This is a genomic window from Pseudophaeobacter sp. A-200-2, assembly GCF_041008815.1.
Classification (GTDB): Bacteria; Pseudomonadota; Alphaproteobacteria; order Rhodobacterales; family Rhodobacteraceae; genus Phycobacter; species Phycobacter gallaeciensis_A.
Genome location: NZ_JAXGFU010000003.1, coordinates 169,556 through 191,355 on the forward strand (window position 1 = coordinate 169,556; position 21,800 = coordinate 191,355).

The 21,800-nt window shown below is 63.9% G+C and carries 21 protein-coding genes; 12 read left to right on the forward strand and 9 right to left on the reverse strand.

What is annotated here, in order from left to right:
• The first annotated feature begins 31 nt into the window (after positions 1 to 31).
• The 4 genes from SM766_RS05725 to SM766_RS05740 all read left to right on the forward strand — a co-directional run bounded on the left by SM766_RS05725 (position 32) and on the right by SM766_RS05740 (position 2,901).
• Entirely contained in the window at positions 32 to 1,093 is a 1,062-nt protein-coding gene (locus tag SM766_RS05725) for a YeeE/YedE family protein (RefSeq protein ID WP_274827723.1), read from the forward strand.
• A 97-nt stretch (positions 1,094 to 1,190) separates the two neighbouring features.
• Positions 1,191 to 1,568, forward strand: coding sequence for a COG4315 family predicted lipoprotein (locus SM766_RS05730; protein ID WP_065272661.1), 378 nt, complete (start codon positions 1,191 to 1,193; stop codon positions 1,566 to 1,568).
• Positions 1,569 to 1,600: 32 nt separating this feature from the next.
• Positions 1,601 to 2,125, forward strand: coding sequence for a sigma-70 family RNA polymerase sigma factor (locus SM766_RS05735; RefSeq protein WP_274831320.1), 525 nt, complete (start codon positions 1,601 to 1,603; stop codon positions 2,123 to 2,125).
• Entirely contained in the window at positions 2,122 to 2,901 is a 780-nt protein-coding gene (locus SM766_RS05740) for an anti-sigma factor family protein (RefSeq protein WP_368947193.1), read from the forward strand. The genes SM766_RS05735 and SM766_RS05740 overlap by 4 nt, the downstream gene beginning before the upstream one ends.
• Positions 2,902 to 2,965: 64 nt before the next feature.
• On the opposite strand, the gene SM766_RS05745 is transcribed toward SM766_RS05740, so the two are convergent.
• Positions 2,966 to 5,161: a primosomal protein N' gene (locus SM766_RS05745; RefSeq protein ID WP_368947194.1), complete on the reverse strand. Its 2,196-nt coding sequence runs from the start codon at positions 5,159 to 5,161 to the stop codon at positions 2,966 to 2,968.
• A gap of 134 nt (positions 5,162 to 5,295) precedes the next feature.
• Here SM766_RS05745 and fsa point away from each other — a divergent pair, with 134 nt between their 5' ends.
• The 3 genes from fsa to SM766_RS05760 all read left to right on the forward strand — a co-directional run bounded on the left by fsa (position 5,296) and on the right by SM766_RS05760 (position 7,989).
• On the forward strand, positions 5,296 to 5,949 hold the full coding sequence (gene fsa / locus SM766_RS05750; protein WP_347509075.1) for a fructose-6-phosphate aldolase: 654 nt from the start codon (positions 5,296 to 5,298) through the stop codon (positions 5,947 to 5,949).
• 409 nt (positions 5,950 to 6,358) lie between these two features.
• On the forward strand, positions 6,359 to 7,072 hold the full coding sequence (locus SM766_RS05755) for a DUF484 family protein (RefSeq protein WP_274831324.1): 714 nt from the start codon (positions 6,359 to 6,361) through the stop codon (positions 7,070 to 7,072).
• Positions 7,069 to 7,989, forward strand: coding sequence for a tyrosine recombinase XerC (locus SM766_RS05760; protein ID WP_368947195.1), 921 nt, complete (start codon positions 7,069 to 7,071; stop codon positions 7,987 to 7,989). The genes SM766_RS05755 and SM766_RS05760 overlap by 4 nt, the downstream gene beginning before the upstream one ends.
• Before the next feature lie 19 nt (positions 7,990 to 8,008).
• Here the strand turns inward: SM766_RS05760 and SM766_RS05765 are convergent, their stop codons facing one another.
• A complete protein-coding gene (locus SM766_RS05765; RefSeq protein ID WP_368947196.1) occupies positions 8,009 to 8,620 on the reverse strand; it encodes a class I SAM-dependent methyltransferase in 612 nt (203 codons plus the stop codon).
• Between the two features lie 482 nt (positions 8,621 to 9,102).
• Between SM766_RS05765 and SM766_RS05770 the strand changes: the two genes are divergently transcribed.
• Both SM766_RS05770 and SM766_RS05775 read left to right on the forward strand, forming a co-directional pair.
• Entirely contained in the window at positions 9,103 to 9,798 is a 696-nt protein-coding gene (locus tag SM766_RS05770; RefSeq protein WP_065272653.1) for a CDP-alcohol phosphatidyltransferase family protein, read from the forward strand.
• A gap of 192 nt (positions 9,799 to 9,990) precedes the next feature.
• Positions 9,991 to 10,632 (forward strand): hypothetical protein, encoded by a 642-nt coding sequence (locus tag SM766_RS05775; protein WP_368947197.1) that lies wholly within the window; start codon positions 9,991 to 9,993, stop codon positions 10,630 to 10,632.
• Between the two features lie 43 nt (positions 10,633 to 10,675).
• Here the strand turns inward: SM766_RS05775 and SM766_RS05780 are convergent, their stop codons facing one another.
• Positions 10,676 to 11,164: a methylated-DNA--[protein]-cysteine S-methyltransferase gene (locus SM766_RS05780; RefSeq protein ID WP_368947198.1), complete on the reverse strand. Its 489-nt coding sequence runs from the start codon at positions 11,162 to 11,164 to the stop codon at positions 10,676 to 10,678.
• 325 nt (positions 11,165 to 11,489) lie between these two features.
• Between SM766_RS05780 and SM766_RS05785 the strand changes: the two genes are divergently transcribed.
• A complete protein-coding gene (locus SM766_RS05785) occupies positions 11,490 to 12,056 on the forward strand; it encodes a hypothetical protein (RefSeq protein WP_274834527.1) in 567 nt (188 codons plus the stop codon).
• Between the two features lie 124 nt (positions 12,057 to 12,180).
• On the opposite strand, the gene ileS is transcribed toward SM766_RS05785, so the two are convergent.
• Positions 12,181 to 15,102 (reverse strand): isoleucine--tRNA ligase, encoded by a 2,922-nt coding sequence (ileS, locus tag SM766_RS05790; RefSeq protein ID WP_368947199.1) that lies wholly within the window; start codon positions 15,100 to 15,102, stop codon positions 12,181 to 12,183.
• A 327-nt stretch (positions 15,103 to 15,429) separates the two neighbouring features.
• Between ileS and SM766_RS05795 the strand changes: the two genes are divergently transcribed.
• The gene (locus SM766_RS05795) at positions 15,430 to 15,972 is read left to right on the forward strand and encodes a hypothetical protein (protein ID WP_368947200.1); all 543 of its coding nucleotides are present in this window, start codon (positions 15,430 to 15,432) and stop codon (positions 15,970 to 15,972) included.
• Positions 15,973 to 16,123: 151 nt separating this feature from the next.
• Here the strand turns inward: SM766_RS05795 and SM766_RS05800 are convergent, their stop codons facing one another.
• Positions 16,124 to 16,834, reverse strand: a complete 711-nt coding sequence (locus SM766_RS05800) for a VIT1/CCC1 transporter family protein (protein ID WP_368947201.1) — start codon at positions 16,832 to 16,834, stop codon at positions 16,124 to 16,126.
• A 111-nt stretch (positions 16,835 to 16,945) separates the two neighbouring features.
• Entirely contained in the window at positions 16,946 to 18,241 is a 1,296-nt protein-coding gene (locus tag SM766_RS05805; RefSeq protein ID WP_368947202.1) for a calcium-binding protein, read from the reverse strand.
• Between the two features lie 176 nt (positions 18,242 to 18,417).
• Between SM766_RS05805 and SM766_RS05810 the strand changes: the two genes are divergently transcribed.
• Positions 18,418 to 18,858 (forward strand): group III truncated hemoglobin, encoded by a 441-nt coding sequence (locus SM766_RS05810; protein ID WP_368947203.1) that lies wholly within the window; start codon positions 18,418 to 18,420, stop codon positions 18,856 to 18,858.
• Between the two features lie 9 nt (positions 18,859 to 18,867).
• On the opposite strand, the gene SM766_RS05815 is transcribed toward SM766_RS05810, so the two are convergent.
• From SM766_RS05815 to SM766_RS05825, 3 genes are read right to left on the reverse strand one after another with little or no spacing between them, the layout of a single operon-like run.
• The gene (locus SM766_RS05815; protein WP_368947204.1) at positions 18,868 to 19,893 is read right to left on the reverse strand and encodes a YcjF family protein; all 1,026 of its coding nucleotides are present in this window, start codon (positions 19,891 to 19,893) and stop codon (positions 18,868 to 18,870) included.
• Positions 19,893 to 20,348 carry a GNAT family N-acetyltransferase gene (locus SM766_RS05820; protein WP_368947205.1) on the reverse strand — a complete coding sequence of 152 codons (456 nt, stop codon included), beginning with the start codon at positions 20,346 to 20,348 and terminating at the stop codon, positions 19,893 to 19,895. The genes SM766_RS05815 and SM766_RS05820 overlap by 1 nt, the downstream gene beginning before the upstream one ends.
• Positions 20,345 to 21,763, reverse strand: a complete 1,419-nt coding sequence (locus tag SM766_RS05825; protein ID WP_368947206.1) for a YcjX family GTP-binding protein — start codon at positions 21,761 to 21,763, stop codon at positions 20,345 to 20,347. Before SM766_RS05825 ends, SM766_RS05820 begins: the two co-directional genes overlap by 4 nt.
• Between the last annotated feature and the right edge of the window lie 37 nt (positions 21,764 to 21,800).

Below are 21,800 nucleotides of genomic sequence, written 5' to 3' on the forward strand. Positions count from 1 at the left end.
TACGATGCGTGCATAGATCAGGAGGCGCGCAATGGATCTGGTTTCACTTGTAGAAGGCATCGGAGAGGCCCCGACGGCGGCCCTGTTCGGGTTGCTCACCGGTCTGACCTTTGGCGTTGCGGCGCAGCGCTCCCGCTTTTGCCTGCGCGCGGCCACGGTGGAATTCGCGCGCGGCCGGATGGAGGACAAGGTGGCGGTCTGGCTACTGACCTTCTCTACCGCCGTGGTTTGGGTGCAGGCGGCGCAGCTACTGGGGCTGATGAATGCAGCGGATGCGCGGATGATGGCGGTGCCGGGCAGCTGGTCCGGCGCGGTGATCGGCGGCCTGATCTTTGGCGCGGGCATGGTGCTGGCGCGGGGCTGCTCGGGGCGGCTTTTGGTGCTGGCGGCCACCGGCAACCTGCGCTCGGTCGTGTCCGGGCTGATCTTTGCCGTCGTGGCACAGATGAGCCTTTCGGGCGTGCTGTCACCGCTGCGCGACCGGCTGGCCGGGCTCTGGGTAACCTCCGGCGGGCGCAACATGGATCTTCTTGCCACCTTTGGCCTGCCGGAATGGGGCGGTCTGGCCCTTGGAGCGGCGATTGCTGTGCTGGCGCTCTGGCTGTCGCGCCGCAACCGTATCGGCGCGGCGCGGCTGATCTTTGCCTCGGGCGTGGGGTTTGCCGTCGCCATGGGCTGGGTGCTGACCTATGAGCTCAGCCTCGTCGCCTTTGACCCGGTGCAGATCGAAAGTGCCACCTTCACCGGCCCCTCGGCCCATACCCTAATGTTCTTCCTCGACCGCAACGCCATTCTTGAATTCGACGTGGGCCTGGTGCCGGGCGTCTTTATCGGCGCGATGCTGGCTGCTGCCCTGTCCGGGGAGATGAGGATCCAGGCCTTTGACGGCGCCGTCACCATGCGCAAGGCGATGATCGGCGCGGCCCTGATGGGATTTGGCGGCATGCTGGCGGGTGGCTGCGCCATCGGCGCGGGCGTCACCGGCGGGTCGATCTTTGCCGGAACCGCCTGGCTGGCGCTGTTCTGCATGTGGATCGGAGCGATGCTGACAGATTTCCTGATCGATCAGCCGGGCCGGACGGTGACCGCATAAAAATTTGTAGGTCAGTGGGATTATTTCTCGCGCAGGCGCGTCTTATTATCTGCCGGTCGCAACGGACCGGTACGATCTTAGATGAAAGGACCAAAAGATGCGCTTCACCTTCCCTATTGCCGTTATCGCCGCAGCCATGATTGGCTCAGTCGTACAGGCTGCTACCGCGATCCAGAGCGGCGACAGCGCCAAGGGCGCGATCCTGACCGACGGCAGCGGCATGTCGCTTTATACCTTCGACAAGGACACAGCCGCCGTTTCCAACTGCTATGGCGATTGCGCCACGAAATGGCCGCCGCTGGAGGCCAGCAGCAAGGCCCGACCGCAGGGCGCCTTTGGCATCATCCTGCGCGCCGATGGCGCCCGCCAGTGGACCCACGAGGGCAAGCCGCTCTACACATGGTTCAAGGATGCCAAGTCCGGCGATATCACCGGTGACGGCGTCAAGGGCGTCTGGCACCTGGCCCGTCCGTAGGCGCGCCCCAGCCCCGAAGGTCTCCCCCTCCCATGACTGACCTGGACAAGATCGAAGCCCAGATCCCGGCACTGCGCCGCTACGCCCATGCGCTGATGCGCGACGCCGAGGCGGGCGACGACCTTGTCCAGGATTGCCTCGAACGGGCCGTGGCCAAGCTGCATCAGCGCCGTCCCGATGGCGCGCTGCGAGCCTGGTTGTTCCGCATCCTGATCAACCGCCACCGCGACCTGATGCGCCGGGCCCCACGGCCTGGCCACCTGATCGCCGTCGACGAGCTGCCAAGCGAACCCTCGCGCCCGGCAGGACAGGAGGCACATATGGCGCTGCGTGAAACCGAGGCTGCCATCGCCCGGCTGCCCGAGGACCAGCGCCGCGCTCTGTTGCTTGTGGCGCTTGATGGCGCCACATTCGACGAGGCCGCGACCATGCTCGACATTCCGCGCGGCACCCTGATGTCACGACTGGCCCGGGCCCGCGCCAGCCTGCGCACCATGACCGGCCGCGGCGGCGCAACGTCCGCCGCGCCGAAACCAACGGGAAGACCCAACCGATGACCACCCATCCCGACACCCCGCTGAGCGATGATGAGCTGCTCGCCTATCACCACGGCGAACTGGACGAGGCCGCGCGCGTCGCGCTGACCGAGCGGATCGCAGCCGACCCCACGGCACAGACACGGCTCGCCGACTGGGCGCAGCAGGACGAGGAATTGCGGATACTCTTCCCCGAACCGGAGGAGCCCACGCCCGAGGCCCTGACCGATATTCTGCGCCGCCCCGCCCCTGCAACCGCGCCGCGCTCGCCCTTTCGCGCCCCGGCACGCGTGGCGGCAATGGTGGGTCTTCTGACACTTGGCGGGCTTGGCGGCTGGATCGGGCGCGGCGCGCTGGCTCCCATGACGTCTGGCAATGATCTGGCACAGGCCGCGCTCAAGGCTCATGACACCTATGTGGTCGAGGTGGTGCACCCGGTCGAAGTGCCCGCCAGTCAGCGCGACCATCTGGAAAGCTGGATCTCAAAACGCGTCGGCGCCCCGCTGGTTCCACCCGACCTCGCGGCCTCCGGTTTTGCGCTGATGGGCGGCCGGGTTCTACCGTCCGAGGACGGAACGGCCGGGCTTTTCATGTACGAAAACGACGCAGGCACCCGGATTACCCTTTATATTGCCCCCCAGCATTCCGGCGGCGACAGCGCCTTCCGTTACGCTGGTGAAGGAGCAACACAGGGCCTTTACTGGCAGGATGGCCCGCTGGGCTATGCGGTGGTCGGCCAGATGCCACGTGATCACCTGCGCACACTGGCCGAGAAGGCCTATGATCAGCTGCTCTGACTTGTCCTGACCATATCGGCCAGCGAAAAGCTCTGCACACAAAGAAGCAGGAAGGCCCCGTACCCTAAAAGAAACTCTGCGGGTCGATATCGACGCTGAGGCGCAGATCGCCCTTTGGCCGCACCGGCGCGATCCAACGGGCGATGGCCTCTTGCAAGGGCGCGCCCTTGGCCGCCTTCACCAGAAGTCGCACCCGGTGGCGGCCCCGGACCCGGGCAATGGGCGCAGGGGCCGGGCCGAACAGCTGCGCGCCGATCTGGCGCAGGGCGCCATCGTTGCGCGCCAGCGTTTCGCCAAGATCAAAGACCTGCGCCAGATCCGATCCCGACAGGATGATCCCCGCCATACGGCCAAAGGGCGGCACCCCGGCGGCCTGCCGTTCAGCGGCCTCAGCCTTCCAGAAGGCCTCCTCGTCCCCCGACAGGATCGCCCGGATCACCGGATGTTCGGGCTGAAAGGTCTGCAAGAGCGCCTCGCCTGGCTTTTCCGCCCGCCCGGCACGCCCTGCTACCTGCCGCATCAGCTGGAATGTCCGCTCTGCTGCGCGCAGGTCAGACCCCTGCAGACCCAGGTCCGCATCGATCACGCCCACCAGCGTCAGCAGCGGAAAGTTATGCCCCTTGGCCACCAATTGCGTGCCGAGGATAATATCCGCCTCCCCCGCCGCAATCTCCTCGATCCGCTGCTTCAGCGCGCGGGCCGACCCAAACAGATCCGAGCTGAGAACCGCGATGCGCGCTTCGGGAAACAGCGCCGCTGCCTCCTCTCCCAGCCGTTCGATCCCGGGGCCGACCGGGGCCATCTTGCCCTCGACCTGACACGATGGACAGACCTCGGGTACCGGTTTCGTCTCACCGCATTGGTGGCACATCAGCCGTTTCAGGAACCGGTGCTCGACCATGCGGCTGTCGCACTGATCGCAGGCCACTTGTGCGCCGCATGCCCGGCAGATGGTCACCGGCGCAAATCCCCGCCGGTTGAGGAACAACAGCGACTGCTCCCCCCGCTCCAGCCGCGCCTTCATGGCGTATTTCAGCATCGGAGAGATCCAGGTCGAGGGCAGAAGATCCTCGGCCCGCATATCCACCGCGCGCATCTCCGGCAGCACCGAGGCGCCAAAGCGCGAGGTCAGATCCAGCCGCTTGTACTTGCCTGCGTCGGCGTTGGCCCAGGTTTCAAGGCTGGGCGTAGCCGAGGCCAATACCACCTGCGCCGAACACATGGCCGCGCGCAGCACCGCCATGTCGCGGGCATTGTAAAGGACGCCATCCTCCTGCTTGTAAGAGGTATCGTGTTCCTCATCGACGATGATCAGCCCAAGGTTCCGGTACGGCAGGAACAGCGCCGAGCGCGCGCCGATCACCAGCTGCGCCTTGCCCTGCCCCACCATGCGCCAGACCCGTCGGCGTTCGGTCATGGTGGCGCCGGAATGCCATTCCGCCGGGGTGGCGCCGAACCGCGCTTCGACCCGTTTCAGAAACTCCGCTGTCAGCGCGATCTCGGGCAACAGGACCAGCGCCTGCCGCCCGGCGCGCAAGGCCGCCGCCACCGCTTCCAGATAAACCTCGGTTTTGCCCGATCCGGTGACACCTTTCAGCAGCGTGGTGCCATAGGCGCCGCTTTTGACGCCCTCTTCCAGCGCCGCCGCTGCTGCCGCCTGATCGTCGGTCAGCGCCTTGCCCGGCAGATCGGGGTCCAGATGCGGGTAGGGCAGATCGCGCGGGGTTTCCTCCTCGCGCAGGGCGCCCTGTTTTACGAGCCCCTTGACCACCGACGGAGTCACGCCCGCCATATCGGCCAGTTCCTTGGGGGTGAAAGCCAGCCCACCAAATTCCTCCATCGCGTCCAAAACCCGGGCGCGGGCATCGGTCATCCGGTCCGGCTCTTGATCGCCGCGGCGCAGGATCTTGCGCATCGAGGGCGGATTGGACAGCCCCGGCGCCCGGCTCGCCAACCGCAGCATCGCGGGCATCGGCGTCAGCGTGTAATCGGCCGCCTTGCCCAGAAACGCGCGCATCTCGCCCCGCATCGGCGCCACATCCAGAACCCGGGTCACGCTGCGCAGTTTCGACGAATCAAAATCGCCCGCGCCCGGCCCCCAGACCACGCCCAGCACCTTGCGCGGACCCAGCGGCACCTCGACATAGGCACCGAGGAAACAACCGCCCTCGGGGGCGCGGTAATCCAGAAGCCGGTCAAGCGGCTGCGTGGTCAGCACCGCCACTCGCTCTCCTGCTTCGAAATGCTCCTGATCGCTCACCGCTACCTACCTTGTGCCCTTGCAAATTGTCCGTGCAAAGTGTCCCTGCAAAACCGCCGGGGCTTTTTAATGCCTCCCCCATGAGGTAAAGGCTAGCCCAATCAAGGCCAACCCACGCCAAAGGATTCCCGGATATGAAATTCTTCGTAGATACCGCCGAAATCGATGCCATTGCCGAACTCAATGACCTTGGCATGGTGGATGGCGTCACCACCAACCCCTCGCTGATCAAGAAATCCGGCCGTGACATCATCGAAGTCACCAAGGAAATCTGCGATCTGGTCGACGGTCCCGTTTCCGCCGAAGTGACGGCCACCGATGCCGAAACCATGATCGCCGAAGGCCGCAAGCTGGTCGAAATCGCCGAGAATATCGCCGTCAAGGTGCCGCTGACCTGGGATGGCCTCAAGGCCTGCAAGGTGCTCAGCGACGACGGAAATATGGTCAACGTAACGCTCTGCTTCTCCGCCAATCAGGCGCTTCTGGCGGCCAAGGCCGGTGCCAGCTTCATCTCTCCCTTCATCGGGCGTCTGGATGACATCAACCTCGATGGCATGGAGCTGATCGAAGACATCCGCACCATCTACGACAACTACGGCTTCGAGACCGAGATTCTCGCCGCCTCGATCCGCACCGTGAACCACGTGCTGGATAGCGCCCGAATCGGCGCCGATGTGATCACCGCCCCGCCCGCCGTGATCAAATCCATGGTCAATCACCCGCTGACCGACAAGGGCCTCGATGCCTTCCTCGCAGATATCAAGGCCGCAGGCATCAAGATCCTCTGATCCGGGTCCAATAACCCGACGCCCCAAAGGCGCCCTTTCCAGGGCGCCTTTTTCTTATCCCACGCCCCGCCGGGTCAAGGGCCGCAGAGCGGTCGCGCCCCGCGCGATCCACCCTTGACGCGGTCCCTTCCAATACACAATCGACATGGCGCTTTGAGGGGGCAGAGCGCCCCCTCAAACGCTTCTCAGCAAACCTCAAAAGGTCCGCCAGGACCGCCACGCCGGGCAACAGCCCGGCGCCCGGCCCAACCAGCGAGGAGGCCGCCCATGGCGGCCCCGCAGTGGGCGGGAGCCTCCCGATACCCTTAATGCGGAGCTTCGGCGTTTTCCCACCAGAGACAGATTTTTCACCCGCATCGCCCGAAACCCATGTTATAACCCTGTCAAAAGACCCCAAAGAGGTTCGAACATGAGCAGCAATACCGCCAAACTCGACGACGCCCTGCGCGCCGCGATTCTGGAAAAACCAGACGCGATCCTGGAGGATCAGAATCTGATGAACGCCCTCGTCAGCGCCAATGAACGCGCGATGGGCTCGAATATCGTGGATCTGCGCGGCATCGCCATGGAGCGGCTGGAGGCGCGACTGGATCGGCTGGAGGACACCCACCGTTCGGTCATCGCCGCGGCCTATGAAAACCTGTCCGGCACCAACCAGATCCACCGCGCGGTGCTGCGCCTGCTGGACCCCACCGATTTCACCGGTTTCCTGGCCAGCCTCAATCAGGAGATGGCCGAAATCCTGCGCGTCGACGCGCTGGCGCTGGTGCTGGAAACCCGGCAGGAGGACGGCAGCGCCGCTGCCGAACGTATCGGCGATGTGCTGAAAATCGTCTCGCCCGGCTATGTCGCCGACTATGCCGCCGCAGGCGGGCGCGGCGGGCCGGACCGTCAGGTCACCCTGCGCCAGCTGCAGACCGGCAGCGCCCGGATCTATGGCGGCAAGGCGGAGTGGATCCGCTCCGAAGCTTGCCTGAAGCTGGATCTGGGCAGCGGCCGCCTGCCCGGCATGCTGGTGCTCGGCTCTGAGGATCCGCATCAGTTCTCGCCGCAGCAGGGCACCGACCTTCTCGGCTTCTTCGCGGGTGTCTTTGAACGAACCATGCGCCGCTGGCTGTCATGAGCCTGATCTCCCCGGCCTGCCGCGACGCCCTGCAGCACTGGCTGGAGGGGCTTGCCGCGCTGGGGGGCGCCTCGGCCAATACGATCACCGCCTATCAGGGCGATGTCACCAGCTTCCTCGCCTTCATGACCAGCCATACCGGCGGCCCACAGGGGCTGGGGGCGCTGGCGCAGATCTCTACCGCCGACATGCGCGCCTGGATGGCCTCCGAGCGCAGCGCGGGCACCGGTTCACGCTCGCTGGCACGCAAACTCTCCTCGGTCAAAAGCTTCTATCGCTGGTTGGCGACACGCGAAGGGTTCGAGCCCACCGCGGTTCTTGCGGTGCGGGCACCGAAGTTCCAGAAAAAGCTGCCCCGCCCGCTGGCGCAGGACGCTGCCCGCGCCGTCATCGAGACGGTCGAGCTGCAATCCACCAGCAACTGGGTCGCCGCCCGCGACGTGGCGGTCGTGACCCTGCTTTACGGCTGCGGCTTGCGCATTTCCGAGGCGCTCAGCCTCACCGGCGGCGATGCGCCGCTGCCACAGGTCTTGCGGATCAAGGGCAAGGGCGAGAAGGAACGGGTGGTGCCGGTGATCGCCGCCGCCCGCGATGCGGTGGATCGCTATCTGGACCTCAGCCCGCATCCGCAGATGCAGGACGCACCGCTGTTTCGCGGCCAGCGCGGTGGTGTCCTCAACCCCCGCCAGATCCAGGGGGTCATGGCCAGAACCCGCGCCCAGCTGGGCCTGCCTGCCTCGGCCACGCCCCACGCGCTGCGGCACAGTTTTGCCACCCACCTGCTGGAGGCCGGAGGCGATCTGCGCGCCATTCAGGAGCTTCTGGGCCATGCCTCGCTTTCCACCACGCAGGCCTACACGGCGGTGGATACGGCACATCTGATGGAAGTCTACAACCGCGCCCATCCCAAGGCTTGATCTCAGACCGAAAGGCCCCTCAGCGTCGCTGGAAGACAGCCCAGGTAAAGGGTTGCTCGGCGCCGCCCGGTGTCTGGTGTACTTCTCGCCAGTGGTGCAACAGGGTGAACGCGTCCCCCAGCTCCTGCGCCAGCCCTTCGGCGGAATATCTGCGCACTGGCAGGCCGCTGCATGTCTCCGGCCCGTCCGGCGCAAAGGTTGCAAGGATCATATGCCCGCCGGAACGCACTCCAATCCGCAAAGCAGCCACATAGGCGGCACGGTCGGCCGCGTTGGTCAGAAAGTGGAACACCGCCCGATCGTGCCAGATCCCATAGGCGCGCGGCGGCACCCATTCAGTGATATTGGCAGCGATGCGCACGACCTCCTGCGCCCGGTCTCCCAGCCGCTGTGCCTGTACCGACAAAGCAGCGTCGGAGATATCCAGAACCGTCAGATCCCGCCAGCCACGTTCCAGCAGAACCGCCGCCAGATCCGAAGCGCCCCCCCCAACGTCCAGAAACGGCTGATCCTGCGCGCCGATCAGATCAATAGCCTTCAGCGAAGCCTTGGAATACGCCTGATACCAGCTGACGCTCGTCGGCGCCTTACTCTCATAGACAGCGTTCCAATGTGCGCTCTGGTCTGGCATCACGCTCCTCCTTCAGACGCTCCCCGTGCCGGAGCATATCTGGCCAGCACATTAAACATGCAATTATCAGAATGCAAAACAACCACGCGGCACACCGCCGGGTGAGGCAGGCGTTCCGGCGCGCGAAATCAATAAAATGCAATATATTCCGAAGCCTGCCGACAACCTCTCCTTAACCGCGTTCAGAGTTGATAGGGGCAAACCCGCTCCAGAAAGGATGCCCTATGTATCACGACCCCCATTTCTGTTTTGGCCAGGCTCCCGCTGCACCGGCGGCGCCTGTCTCTCAGATCCGCCTCCCCCGCTCCATTCCTGTTTCGCATTGGCCCTTCCCCGGCTCCATCCCCGGCGTCGTAAGGGAAATGCTGTATATGTCCGATGATGGTGCCGCCTTTGATGCGGCCGTGGAAAACGCGCCCCATATCAGCAAAACGCTGCACTGAACCCTTGCGGGCCGAGGGCAAATTCGCCATCACGGGTGAATGAAACCTCAGATCCGCGCCATTCTCGTTCATCTTCTGACCGCCACCGGCGCCGTCTTTGCCATTCTGGCAATGCTGGCGGCCGCCGATGCCAAGTGGAGCCTGATGTTCCTGTGGCTGGTGGTGGCCTTTGCGGTGGACGGTGTGGATGGCCCGCTGGCGCGGCATTATCACGTCAAACGCTACGCGCCGCAGTTTGACGGGGTCCTGCTGGATCTGATCATCGATTACCTGACCTATGTCTTCATCCCGGCTTTTGCCCTGTTTAAATCCGGGCTGATGGCAGGCTGGACCGGCTGGTTCGCCATTATCGTCATCACCTTTGCCAGTGCGATGTATTTTGCTGACACCCGGATGAAGACAAAGGACAACTCCTTTTCCGGCTTCCCCGGCTGCTGGAACATGCTGGTGCTGGTGATCTTTGCGCTGGAGCCGAGCCACTGGACCAGCCTGGCGCTGGTGACGTTGCTCTCCATCGCGATGTTCCTGCCGCTGAAGTTCATTCATCCGGTCCGCACCCAGCGCTGGCGCCGCATTTCGCTGCCGGTGGCGCTGGTCTGGACCGCGCTGGCAGGCTATGCGGCCTGGATCGATTTCCATCCCGAAAGCTGGGCCCACTGGGGGCTGATCGTGACCTCGGTCTACCTGCTTTTCGTCGGGATCGTGCAGCAGATTTTCCCGCCCAAACGCGCCTGAGCCTGCTGCCGACGCAACCACGTGCGACAAAACCGGCCTGAAACCAGTAGCTTCTGAATACGTCTCAAAGCCGTCTCAAATGCGAGGCACTATGGCTTCCCTGGGGTAAGCCTGCCTTAAATTCTGATCGTCAGGATCGATGGAGCATCCTTTGCACCGGGGGTGCGTTCCAATCGTTCAGGAGATCATACCATGAATTCGATCCATGCCCCCGGCGGCCAGTCATCCGCCCATCACGCCCACTCTGCGCCCCGGCAGTTCACGCCGCCCGGCCAGTCGGACCAGCCGGACCGCGTTGGTCCGCCCGATCATGCCAAGGCCTGGGGCTGGCGCGCCAAGCAGGCCGCTGAAACGCCCGCAGAGCCTCCGGCAGAAACCACACAACCCAAGGGTGTTAATGCGGTGCTGAGCGGCAGCTTTGGCGAAATTTCCATCCGGATTGAAGACCTCGGCGGCGCATTCGACATCGAGGTCACCCGCGAGGACGGCGGGCTGAATGTCGCGACAGACAGCGGCACCGGCGGCGGCGAGATCAGGATTAACTTCGAGAACGGCGAACACGGCGGCCTTGTGGCCCTGTTTGAAACCAATGAAGCAGGCGAGATCACCGTTTCTGTGAGCAATGTCAGCGACAGCGATCCGGCGACCGAGGTCGCGGTCAGCCCGCTTGAGGTCCCCGAAGAGGCAGAGCCCGCGCAGGCGGACACCAGCCTGGCAGAGACCAGCGGCGCAGATATGGAAACCGTCGTTCTGGGTCTGGCCGCAGGCGATCCTGCCCCAACCGGCACCGGCGCCATGTCAGAGTATGACAAGGCGAAAGCATTGTTGTCCTGAACAGCGCTTCAGGCGTCTCGCCTGACGGACAAACCTTAGGATCTCAGATCAGCAACCCTGCCGCGCCCTCATGGCGCAGCAGGGATACTTTTGTTTCGACCCCACCCTGCCCTGAAAACCCGCCAAGCCCGCTGCCACCCAGCACCCGATGACAGGGGATGATGATCGGAATGGGATTGGCGCCGCAAGCATTGCCTACGGCCTGCGCCGAACTGCCAAGAGTCTGCGCCAGCTGACCGTAGGTGCGCGTCTCGCCAAAGGGAATGGCGGCGATTTCCGCGCAAACCGCCTGCTGATAGGCGGACCCTGCCACATCCAGCGGCAGGCTGAAGGCCTCTAACTCTCCCGCGAAATAGGCACGCAGCTGCACCACTGCCCGGCTCAGCACCTCCTCCGTTGCGGCATCTCCGGCAGGCGCCTGCGTAGGTTCTGCGGGAGTTTCCTGCCAGCGCAGCCGGGTGATCGCCCCATCCTGCGCGGTCACGACCACCCGCCCGACCGGGGTTTTCAGATGCGCGCTCGGCTGCTGCATGTGTTCTGTCCTCTTGCGGTTGTTCACTTTGGGCATTCCCACCCTGCGGCGGGCCGAAGCGGGCCGCAAGCCCGGGCGAGCCGCTCAAGGTGCGAAATGCGCACTTTGGTATAGGTGCCTTATCCCTCTGCCGCTCTCCCCTGCCCAAGCGGGCAGGTGCCAAGCAGTTTAATTAATATGTATTAATGAAGGCACGCAGAGCGGGGTGCCTGCGTCGTGCAGCAATATCCGGCCTCTGCCACGGACAGCCTTTCGGTCACCTGGAGGAGCAATGACAGGACAGACCAGCTGCACGTCTCGGTAAAGTAAAGGTGGGAACAAGGACATGATTCGACTGGATGCGGCCAACCTGGCCTGGAAACAAAGCTGGTCAGCCAATCAGCCGGTCATGGTCGGCCCAGTGCAGGCTGAAAAGGAGAACGCCAGCCTGTCCGAAAAGATGGGCCTCTCCGAACAATCGGCCTATCGCCTGAAAGCATTGCCCGAGAAGGAAAAAATTCAAGCCGCGACCGAACAGGTCGATGGCAGCCAGCAGGGTCTGGCCTTCCGCCAGCAGCGCGAAGAGGCCCTGCAAAATTCGTCAAACATGCAGAATAGCAGTGTGAACTCGGTCTTCACTGGTCCGGCCAAGCCGTCCCTGGTGGTACGCGACGCGCAGCAGATGCCGGGGCAACCGGATGCATCACCCTGGGAAAAGGCGCAGGACGACATGCGCCGCGAACGCGTGACGGGCTCTGCCTACGGTGCCCAATCCGAGATTTCCGCCGCTGCCAAGGCACTGTGGCGGCAGTATATTGCCCTGCTGGCCGGCCACCCGGTTGGGCCGCTGCCGATGAACGTCATCAACGCCTGTGCCAATTACAAGGCGGCGCAAAAGGTCGTTGCTGCCTGATCTCCGCGCGCCGCCCCTCTCCAAAGACCCGGATGTCCGACGAAAAAGTGCCGCCGCTGCCCTCAACAGGCAACGGCGGCGCAATCTGTTTTGGACCCACCCCCGCAAAAGGAGGCGGTAAGTCTTAGCTCAGCGCGCTGTCGCAGCGACCGCAGACACCGGCATGGGCATGGGTGCCCACATCCGGCAGGATCTTCCAGCAGCGCTGGCATTTCTCGCCTTCGGCCTTTTCAAACACAACCGAGATGCCGTCGATCTCGGGCATGCGGAAGGCTTCGGCAGGGGCCGGATCACCGGTCAGCACCACATCCGAAGTGATGCAGATATCGGCAAAATTCACCGATTTCAGCGCCTCCAGAACCTCCGGGTCGCGCAGATGCACCACCGGCGCTGCTTCAAGCGAGGCACCGATCACCTTGTCGGTGCGCTGGATTTCCAGCGCCGAGGTCACCACCCGGCGGGCCTGACGGATCGCGGCCCATTTCGCGGCCAGCGGCTCGTTCAGCCAGTCGGCCGGGGTTTCGGGGATGTCCACCAGATGGACCGAGCTGTCCTCGCCCGGGAAGCGTTCCAGCCAGACTTCTTCCATGGTGAAGACCAGGATCGGCGCCAGCCAGGTGGTCAGGCGATGGAACAGGATGTCCAGAACGGTGCGCGCGGCGCGGGCATTCAGCGTATCGCCATCACAATAGAGCGCATCCTTGCGCACGTCGAAATAGAAGGCCGACAGATCCACGGTGGCAAAGGTGAAGACCGCCGAGAACACGCCCTGGAAGTCGAAGGCGGCATAGCCGGAGCGCACCTTGTGATCCAGTTCCGCAAGACGGTGCAGCACCCATTGCTCCAGCTCGGGCATTTCGGCGGGATCAACGCGCTGGTCCTCGGTGAAATCGCCAAGGCTGCCCAGCATGTACCGCATGGTGTTGCGCAAACGGCGGTAGCTGTCAGCGGTGCCTTTCAGGATTTCCGGGCCGATCCGCTGGTCGGCGGTGTAATCGGTCTGGGCCACCCACAGACGCAGGATATCGGCGCCGTATTGCTGTACGACCTTTTCCGGCACGATGGTGTTGCCCAGCGATTTGGACATCTTCATGCCCTTCTCATCCAGCGTGAAGCCGTGGGTCACCACGTTGCGGTAGGGCGCGCGGCCCAGGGTGCCACAGGCCTCCAGCAGGGAGGAGTGGAACCAGCCGCGGTGCTGGTCGGTGCCTTCCATGTAGACATCGGCGATACCGTCCTCGGTGCCATCTTCGCGGTCACGCAGCACAAAGGCGTGGGTGGAACCGGAATCGAACCACACGTCGAGAACGTCAAAGACCTGATCATAGGCGTCGGGATCAACGATACCGTCCAGCACCTGCGCCTTGAAGCCGTCCTCGTACCAGACATCGGCGCCCTTTTCGTCAAAGGCGGCGACGATACGGGCGTTGACCTCATCGTTGCGCAGCAGGAAATCGTCATCGGTGGGCAGGGCGCCCTTCTTGGTAAAGCAGGTCAGCGGCACACCCCAGGCGCGCTGACGCGACAGCACCCAGTCAGGGCGCGCTTCGATCATCGAATAGAGACGATTGCGCCCGGTCTGCGGCGTCCATTTCACCAACTGGTCGATCGAGGTCAGCGCCCGCTCGCGGATGGTCTTGCCATAGGTATCGAGCCCGTCGCCCAACTCCTTGTCCACGGCTGCAAACCACTGCGGCGTGTTGCGATAGATGATCGGCGCCTTGGAACGCCAGGAATGCGGATAGCTGTGCTTGATCTTGCCACGTGCCATCAGCCCGCCGACCTCGGCCAGCTTGTCGATGACGGTCTTGTTGGCGTCGCCCTCGCCGCCTTTGCGGTTCAGGATGTATTTGCCGCCAAAGAACGGCAGATCGGCACGGAAGGAACCGTCGTCCATCACGTTGTAGGTGATGACCTGCTTCAGCATGCCAAGGTCACGGTAGAGTTCGAATTCCTCCATCCCGTGGCTGGGCGCGCAATGCACGAAACCGGTGCCTTCGGTGTCGGTGACGAAATCGGCCGCGCGGAAATCGCGGATCTCGTCCCATTCGCCATTGCCACCTTCGGCGCCCGCCAGCGGGTGGGTCAGACCGATGCCTTCGAGATCGGACACCGGTACATCGGCAACGCGGGTATACTGGTCTTCCTCCAGCCGCGCGCGCTTCATTACGTCGGCGGCCAGGTTATCGGCCAGAACGTATTTGTCGCCCACCTTGACCCAGGATTCTTCTGGCGTGCCGGTCACCTCATAAAGGCCATAGGCAATGTCTTCGCCGTAAACCACGGCCTTGTTCGAGGGCATGGTCCAGGGGGTGGTGGTCCAGATCACCACATAGGCACCCGCCAGTTTGTGATCGGCAGGCTCGGCCACCTTGAACTTCACCCAGATGGTGAAGCTTTCCTTGTCGTGGTATTCCACCTCGGCCTCGGCCAGCGCGGTTTTTTCCACCGGCGACCACATCACGGGTTTGGAGCCCTGATACAGCGTGCCGTTCATCAGGAACTTCTGGAATTCGCCCGCGATCACCGCTTCGGCGTGGTAATCCATGGTCAGGTACGGATTGGCCCAGTTGCCAGTGATGCCAAGGCGTTTGAACTCTTCCCGCTGGATGTCGACCCATTCATCGGCAAAGGCGCGGCACTCCTGGCGGAACTCGATGACCGGCACCGCGTCCTTGTTCTTGCCCTTCTTGCGGTACTGTTCCTCGATCTTCCATTCGATCGGCAGACCATGGCAGTCCCAGCCCGGCACGTAACGCGCATCATAGCCCATCATCTGGTGCGAGCGCACGATCATGTCCTTGATGGTCTTGTTCAGCGCGTGACCGATGTGCAGGTGGCCGTTGGCGTAGGGCGGGCCATCATGCAGCGTGAACGGCTCGCGGCCTTCGTTGTTTTCGCGCAGCCGGTCATAGACACCGATCTTTGCCCAGCGCTCCAGCCATGCGGGTTCCCGCTTGGGCAGGCCCGCGCGCATGGGGAAATCGGTCTTGGGCAGGTTCAGGGTGTTCTTATAGTCGGGGGTCTGAGGCGTGTCGGCGCACATCGGTGGCGTCCTTTGAATAGCTGGTCGTCGTCAGGATTATCTGTGGGATATTCGGTTCGGTGCGATGGCTCAAGCACCTTTGCCCGGCGGCTCTTAGGATTCCGTGTTCGGATCAGAGCGCCGGGTACGTAATTCGAATAATGATGGCCGCACGGTGGGACATGCGGGCCTTATAGGGCGCTGCATCAGGAGGGTAAAGCACACAACGTCGCGACACCTTGCGCTGCTGCGCAACATTCTTGCGCCTCAACAGTTGCCGGACACACTCATGCGCTGTATTTACGGAGGAATAATCAATTAAAAAGACACAACGCAGGACCCTTTTTAGTGAAAACCTACATTCTACCCGCGCTGCTTTCCGCCAGCGTCACGCTTTCGGCTTGCGACACCGCAGAATCCCCCAGCGAAACCTACGCCAGCAGGCTGCAAACCGCAGAACAGCTGCCTGTCTCAAAGAATATCTCGCTGACCGCGGCCGGGAAAAAGCTGCCATTGCAAACGGCGACACAGACCCGGATCAGCTTTGCGCAAAACGAGTTGAACGAAGCCAATCCCCCCATGACCCAAGCGGACTGTACACTGACCAGCTCCGCCTTTTCGGGCGCCCTGCGGGTTCCGGGCAAGGTGAACCTGCCCAGCTTTGGTCGCGCCACACCGCCGATGACGATCGCCTGCACCGATGGCAAAAAGACTGTCACTCAAACCATAGAGGTGACGAACCTCACCAAGCTCAAGGCCCAGGAAAATGCCGCCGCGCAGGTTCTTTGGGGTGGTGGTCTGCTGGGGGCGGCTGTGCTGGCCGGAATGTCCAGTGAACGCGACAAGTCTCTGGACCTCTACGGCTACCCTCCAAAAATCCAGGTCAAGTGATCCGCGCTGCGGATCAGTCAGAAGCACAGGTTCTGCGGCCCCCGTTGCGGGGCCTCAGCGCGCCATAAAAATGGAATGTCAGGATAACCTGACAAGGTCTTAAACCGTTTCGCACGCGAAACATTTCCCCCCGCAGGGCAGACACCGCGCCTCAAGCGTGGAACATCAGCCCCACGCCATAGGCCATGGCCGCCGCCGCACCGCCGATCACCAGCGTTTCCCCGCCCGAGCGCCACCAGGGCGCCAGCGACCAGCGGCTTTTGAGGGCGCCAATGGCAAAGAAACAGCCCATGGTCATCCAGGAGGACACGGTAAAGGCGTTGGGAAGACCGAAGAGAAAGGGCAGCAGCGGCACCATCCCCGCCACAAGAAAGGCCACGAATGTGGCAATGGCGGCCTTCATCGGGTGTGGGTCGACCCCGGCAAGCCCGTATTCGCCCTCGATCATCAGGTCGACCCAGGTTTCGCGGTTCTTGCAGATCTCGTCGGTGGCCTCGTCCAGCACGCGACCGCTTAAACCCTTGAGCCGCAGGATCTCCCGCACCTCTTCGCGTTCACCATCCGGGTAGTGGTCGATATGGTGGTTCTCGACCTGGCGCAGTCGGCGGGCGTCGTCCAGTTCGGCCTTGGTGCCGGAATAGTTGCCTGCCGCCATGGAGAACCCATCGGCCAGCACATTGGCCAGCCCCAGCGCCACGATCACAAAGGGCGACAGCCCCGCGCCCGCCACCCCCGCCACGATGGCAAAGGTGGTGACGGATCCGTCGATGCCGCCATAGACCACATCGCGCAGCACCCCCCGCCCCGGCGGTGCGCCGATCCGGTCCTTGATCTCCTGCGGGCTGTGGCCGTGGTCTGTCATTGTGGGGTCTCCGGGCAGGGCATTTACGCTACCCTATCGCGGCAAAAGAAAGGGCGCAGCCCTCAAATAGAAGACCGCGCCCCGTCGTTGTTTTGCCCTCAACAGCAGGGATCAGAAGATGAAATCGCTTTGGTCCAGCTGATCCGCCATGACGCCTTCGAGCAGGATCGAGGTATTGCCAAATTCCACCCGCGCGCCGCGCCCCGCATCGCTGATGCTGAGATCGGCAAAATCCATGCCCAGCGTATTGAGGCTGATCAGGTCGATCCCGTCCTCGAAATCGGAGATCCGGTCGCGCCCTTCGCGCATATCGGCATAGACGAACTCATCCCAGCCCGCGCCACCGGTCAGCACGTCGCGGCCATTGCCGCCGGTCAGGACATCATCGCCGCTGTGACCCTTCAGCATGTCGCGTCCGGCGCCGCCCTCCAGCATATCATCTCCGCGGTGGCCTTTCAGCATGTCATTGCCAGAGCCGCCGTTCAGATCATCGCCGCCACCGTGGCCCTTCAGGTGGTCATCCCCCTCATCACCGAACAGGCGGTCGCTGCCCTTGTTGCCGAAAAGATGATCGTCGCCACCGTCACCGCGCAGCACATCGTTCTGGCTACGTCCCCAGAGCCAGTCATCATCGGCGCCGCCATCGATCCGATCAGTGCCCTTGCCACCATAAATCCGGTCATTGCCAAGACCGCCATCAAAGACATCGTCCCCCGCGCCCAGACGCACGGTTTCCGAAGCCCGCTGGAACTGGTCCTCAAGGATGTCGAGCGCCTGCGCCCGGTTGGTGCCTTCGATCTCACCCGCGGCCACGGGCAGCAGGCCGACATAGCCATCCTGCGATCCGTTGATCTCGCCGCCGGTCCCGGCGCCGAAGCCCGACCCCACATTTTGCCCATGAATAACGATTTCCCGGTTTTCCATCGGCATCAGATCCGCCGCAGTATAGTCGTTGCCGCTGACCGGGCTGAAGAAGTTGCTGTCGTCACCCAGCTCATAACTCTGGATGAAATTCATCGTGCCGTCCGACCGGGTCATCGGCAGCACCCCGTCGCCATCGGTCAGCGGCAACAGGATGTCGCCATAGGCGGCCAACCCTTCCAGCACTTCGACAAATCCGTCCTGATCCGCATCATCCGCAATCACCGGCATGCGGGCATCCGAGGGGTTCCCTTCGTCATCAAAGGTGCCATGCACATGCTGGGCGTGGCGCACATCCGGGGTCAGCCCCGCCGCCGAGATCGAGATATTCAGATAGCGGGTACCGTCCTCTTCGGTATTGACCGACAGCAGCGCATCGCCGGTGACGCCCGAATTATTCATCGCCCCCAGGTCTACCGACCAGAAGGCGTCCGCGCCGCGCAGGAACGTCTCGTAGGATGCATAGGATGAAGCCAGATGGGCCATAGGTATCTCTCCCTTTGTTTGAACCTCTGCCCACAGCCACGAAGCCCCCGCGAAAAAAGTTTCATGCCCGATGCGATTTTTTTTCAAAACGGCTTTGGCCAGCCTAGGTCAGCCCCCTTTTCCCGCGCCTCTGGCCCGGCTATTGCTGTCCTTCGAAACCAAAGTCAGGAGCTCCCGTGACCTCCCCCGATCTGCCCACACCCCCCGCACAAAACGCCCCGCTGCGCCGCTTTGACATCAGCGGCGCCGAGATCGACGAGGTCGTGCGTGTTTTTTATGGCAAGATACGGCAGCACCCCGTGTTAGGGCCGGTGTTCGGCGCCCATGTGACCGACTGGCCGGAACACGAGGAAAAGATCGCCCGGTTCTGGCGCAACGCAATCCTGCGCGAGAAGTGCTACAACGGCAATCCGATGCGGGTGCATGTCTCTCGCCCCGATATCAAGGCCGAGCATTTCCCACTCTGGCTTGACCTGTTTCACAGCGTTCTGAAGGCTGAGCTGCCCACGCAGACCGCGCAAAGCTGGGGCGCGCTCGCCGACCGGATCGGCGAAGGCTTCAGAACCGGTGTAACCGCCATGCGCCAGCCCAAGGATGCCCCGCCCAAACTGTTCTAAGGCGCGCGCCTAGCGGTCTGCGTCCACCTTTGACTTGGATCTTGAAAACAGACCGGACAGCGCCCGCTGCACGACCCTGCGGGTCGAAGGGCGGTGGCGCGGGGAAAACGGCATCGGACGGCAGACCTCCATCGCGGCGATGCCAACCCGCGCCGACAGCGCCCCATTGACCACACCTTCGCCAAACCGCCGCGACAATTTCGACAGGACCGATCCGCCCAGCACGGATTCCAGCAGATCGTCCCCCGCCGCAACCGCGCCGGTGGCCACCAGATGCGCCAGCACCGCCCGCGTCAGCCGCCAGGAGCCAAGCAGGCCCGAGCGTCCGCCGTAGATCTCGGCCACCCGCCGGATCATCCGCACCGAGGCAACAAGCGCCGTCACAACATCGGCCAGTGCCAGCGGCACCAGCGCCGTCACCGTCGCCACCTGCCGCGCGGCGCCTTCGACCTCCTGCAGGGCGCGCGCATCCAGCGGCGCCAGCAACTCGTCTTCTGCCAGCTGCAACAAGGCATCGGCATCCATCACCTCGGGGCTGCGTTCCGCCAGCCGCGCGCGATGCCAGGCCAGATCCGCGCGATCTCCGTAAAACCGCTCCAGCCGCGCCACATAGGCGCGCGCCGCCGTGGGATCCTCCACCGCCGGGATCGCGGCCTGTCGCAGATCGTCAACCCGCTTCAGCCGCGCCAGCGCCAGCCCTTCGCGCAGCAGCATCAGCGCCGCCAGCACCAGCGCCAGCAGCAAAGCGGCAGAGATCGCCCAGCCCAGAACCGGCACCCGTGCAATCAGCCCGGTGGCAAAATCCCAGGCCGCAACGGACACCATCGCGCCGAGCAGTGCCAGAACCGTGCCCCAGAACCAGCGCGACAGCCGCGAGGGAGGCCGGGCCGCCAGCGCCGCAGCCCGCTGCATGGCAGCCGGAGGCGGCCCGCCCGGCACCTCCGGCCCAAGATCGGGAACCGGCGGCGCATCGCTGACAGCGGGGGCCGATTTCTGGTCTTCCTCCAGATCAAAGACGACGGGTCCCTGGCTCATCACGCGGCCTCCTGTTTCGCGGCCTGCCAGGCATAGGAAATATCCGGCAGCCCTTCGTCATTGCGCGCGCCATCGCTGCGCGCCGTCTCAGTAAACCCTTCGCGCAGGTAGAACCGCTGCGCCCCGGAATTGGCCTCAAAGGTCCAGAGGTGCAGATGCCCGCTGGTCCCCTTGGCCGCGTCCAGAAGGCGTTTGCCTATGCCCTGCCCGCGCGCCTCGGGCGCCAGATAGAGGGCGCAGATTTCCGCGCCATCACGGGCCAAAAATCCCAGCACCCTGGCGCCCTCCTCGGCCACGGTGACCCATCCCCGGTCGATCATCACCCCGCAAAAGGAAATCGCCTCGGCCCCGGAATACAGCTCTGGCATCCAGGGCGTTTCTGCCGCAAACCGGTGCAGGATATCGCCAATCGTGCCCGCATCCGTCGGGCGCGCCGGGCGCAATTCAAGGCTCATAGACGGTCTCCGATCAGGAATTCGGCGGCCCGGTCCAGTCGGATATGCGGCAGGCCATCCCCGGGTCTGAGGCTCAGGGGCGCAGGCGCAAAGGCCATGCTCTGATAGTCTCCCTCCAGCCAGCTCTCAGCACCCTGGCGCGCCGGGGTCAGCAGCTTGCCCGGGTCCTCGGGCAAAGCGCCGGGGTAAAAGGCCGCTTGCCGTCCACCCTCCAGCAATGTGCCGCGCACGCAGGGCAACTCCCGTCCCTGATGGGCGCGCATTTCCTCGGTCGTGGTCCGCAAAGAGGCCAGCGACAGGGCCGCCGTTTCCGCCCCGGCAAAGCGGGCGCGGTCCTGCGCCTCGCGAGTCAACGCCTCGATGATCGCGGTCAGCTGCGGATGCTGGACGTGGTGCAAATGGTCCGCCTTGGTGGCGGCAAACAGGATCTTCTCCACCCTTTTGCCGCCCAGGATCCGGGTCAGGAACCGGTTGCGCCCGGGCCGGAAGGCGCCCAGGATATCCGCCATCGACTGGCGCAGATCCTCGACTGCGGGTGGGCCGGAATGGATCGCCCCCAGCGCATCGACCAGCACCACCTGACGGTCGATGCGGGAAAAGTGATCGCGAAAGAACGGCTTCACCACCCGCGCCTTGTAGGCCTCATAGCGGCGCGCCATTTCACGCCGCAGACTGCCACGCGGCGGGCTGCCCTCCCCGGCGGCAAGCGGCGCAAAGGTCAGCACCGGTGAGCCTGCGAGATCACCCGGCAGCAGGAACCGGCCCGGCGTGCAGTCATAGAACCCGGCATTGCGCGCGGCGTTGAGGTATTCGGTAAAGGAGGCCGCCAGCGCCTGCGCCTGCCCCTCGTCATGGGCGGCATGCGCATCGGTGGCCCCTGCGGCCGCAAGGAACCCCTGCGCCTCTTCCCGCCCGGCGATCCGGGCCAGCACTTCGCCGGACCACTGGTCATAGCTCTTGTCCAGCAGCGCCAGATCCAGCAGCCATTCCCCCGGATAATCCACGATATCCAAATGCAGCACCCGGGGGCCCTGCAACCCGGCAAGCAGCCCGGAGGGCCGCACCTTCAGGCTGAGGCGCAGTTCGGAAACGGCGCGGGTGCTGTCCGGCCAATGCGGATCAGCCCCGGTGAGGGCGGCCAGATGGGATTCATAGTCGAACCGCGGCACGGTGTCGTCGGGCTGGGGTTGCAGATAGGCGGTCTCGATCCGCCCATCCCGCGCCGCCGATAGCTGCACCATGCGGCCCCGGTTCATCAGATTGGCCACCAAAGAGGTGATAAAGACGGTCTTGCCCGCCCGCGCCAGACCGGTGACGCCGAGCCTCAGGCTCGGTTCCAGAAAAGTCTCCGACAGGCTGCTGCCCAGGGCCTCGACCCGGCGGGCTGCGCTGTCGGCTAGGGATGTCAGTACCACGCGCCTGCCTTTGTCCTGTTCTGCTGTACTCTGCTCT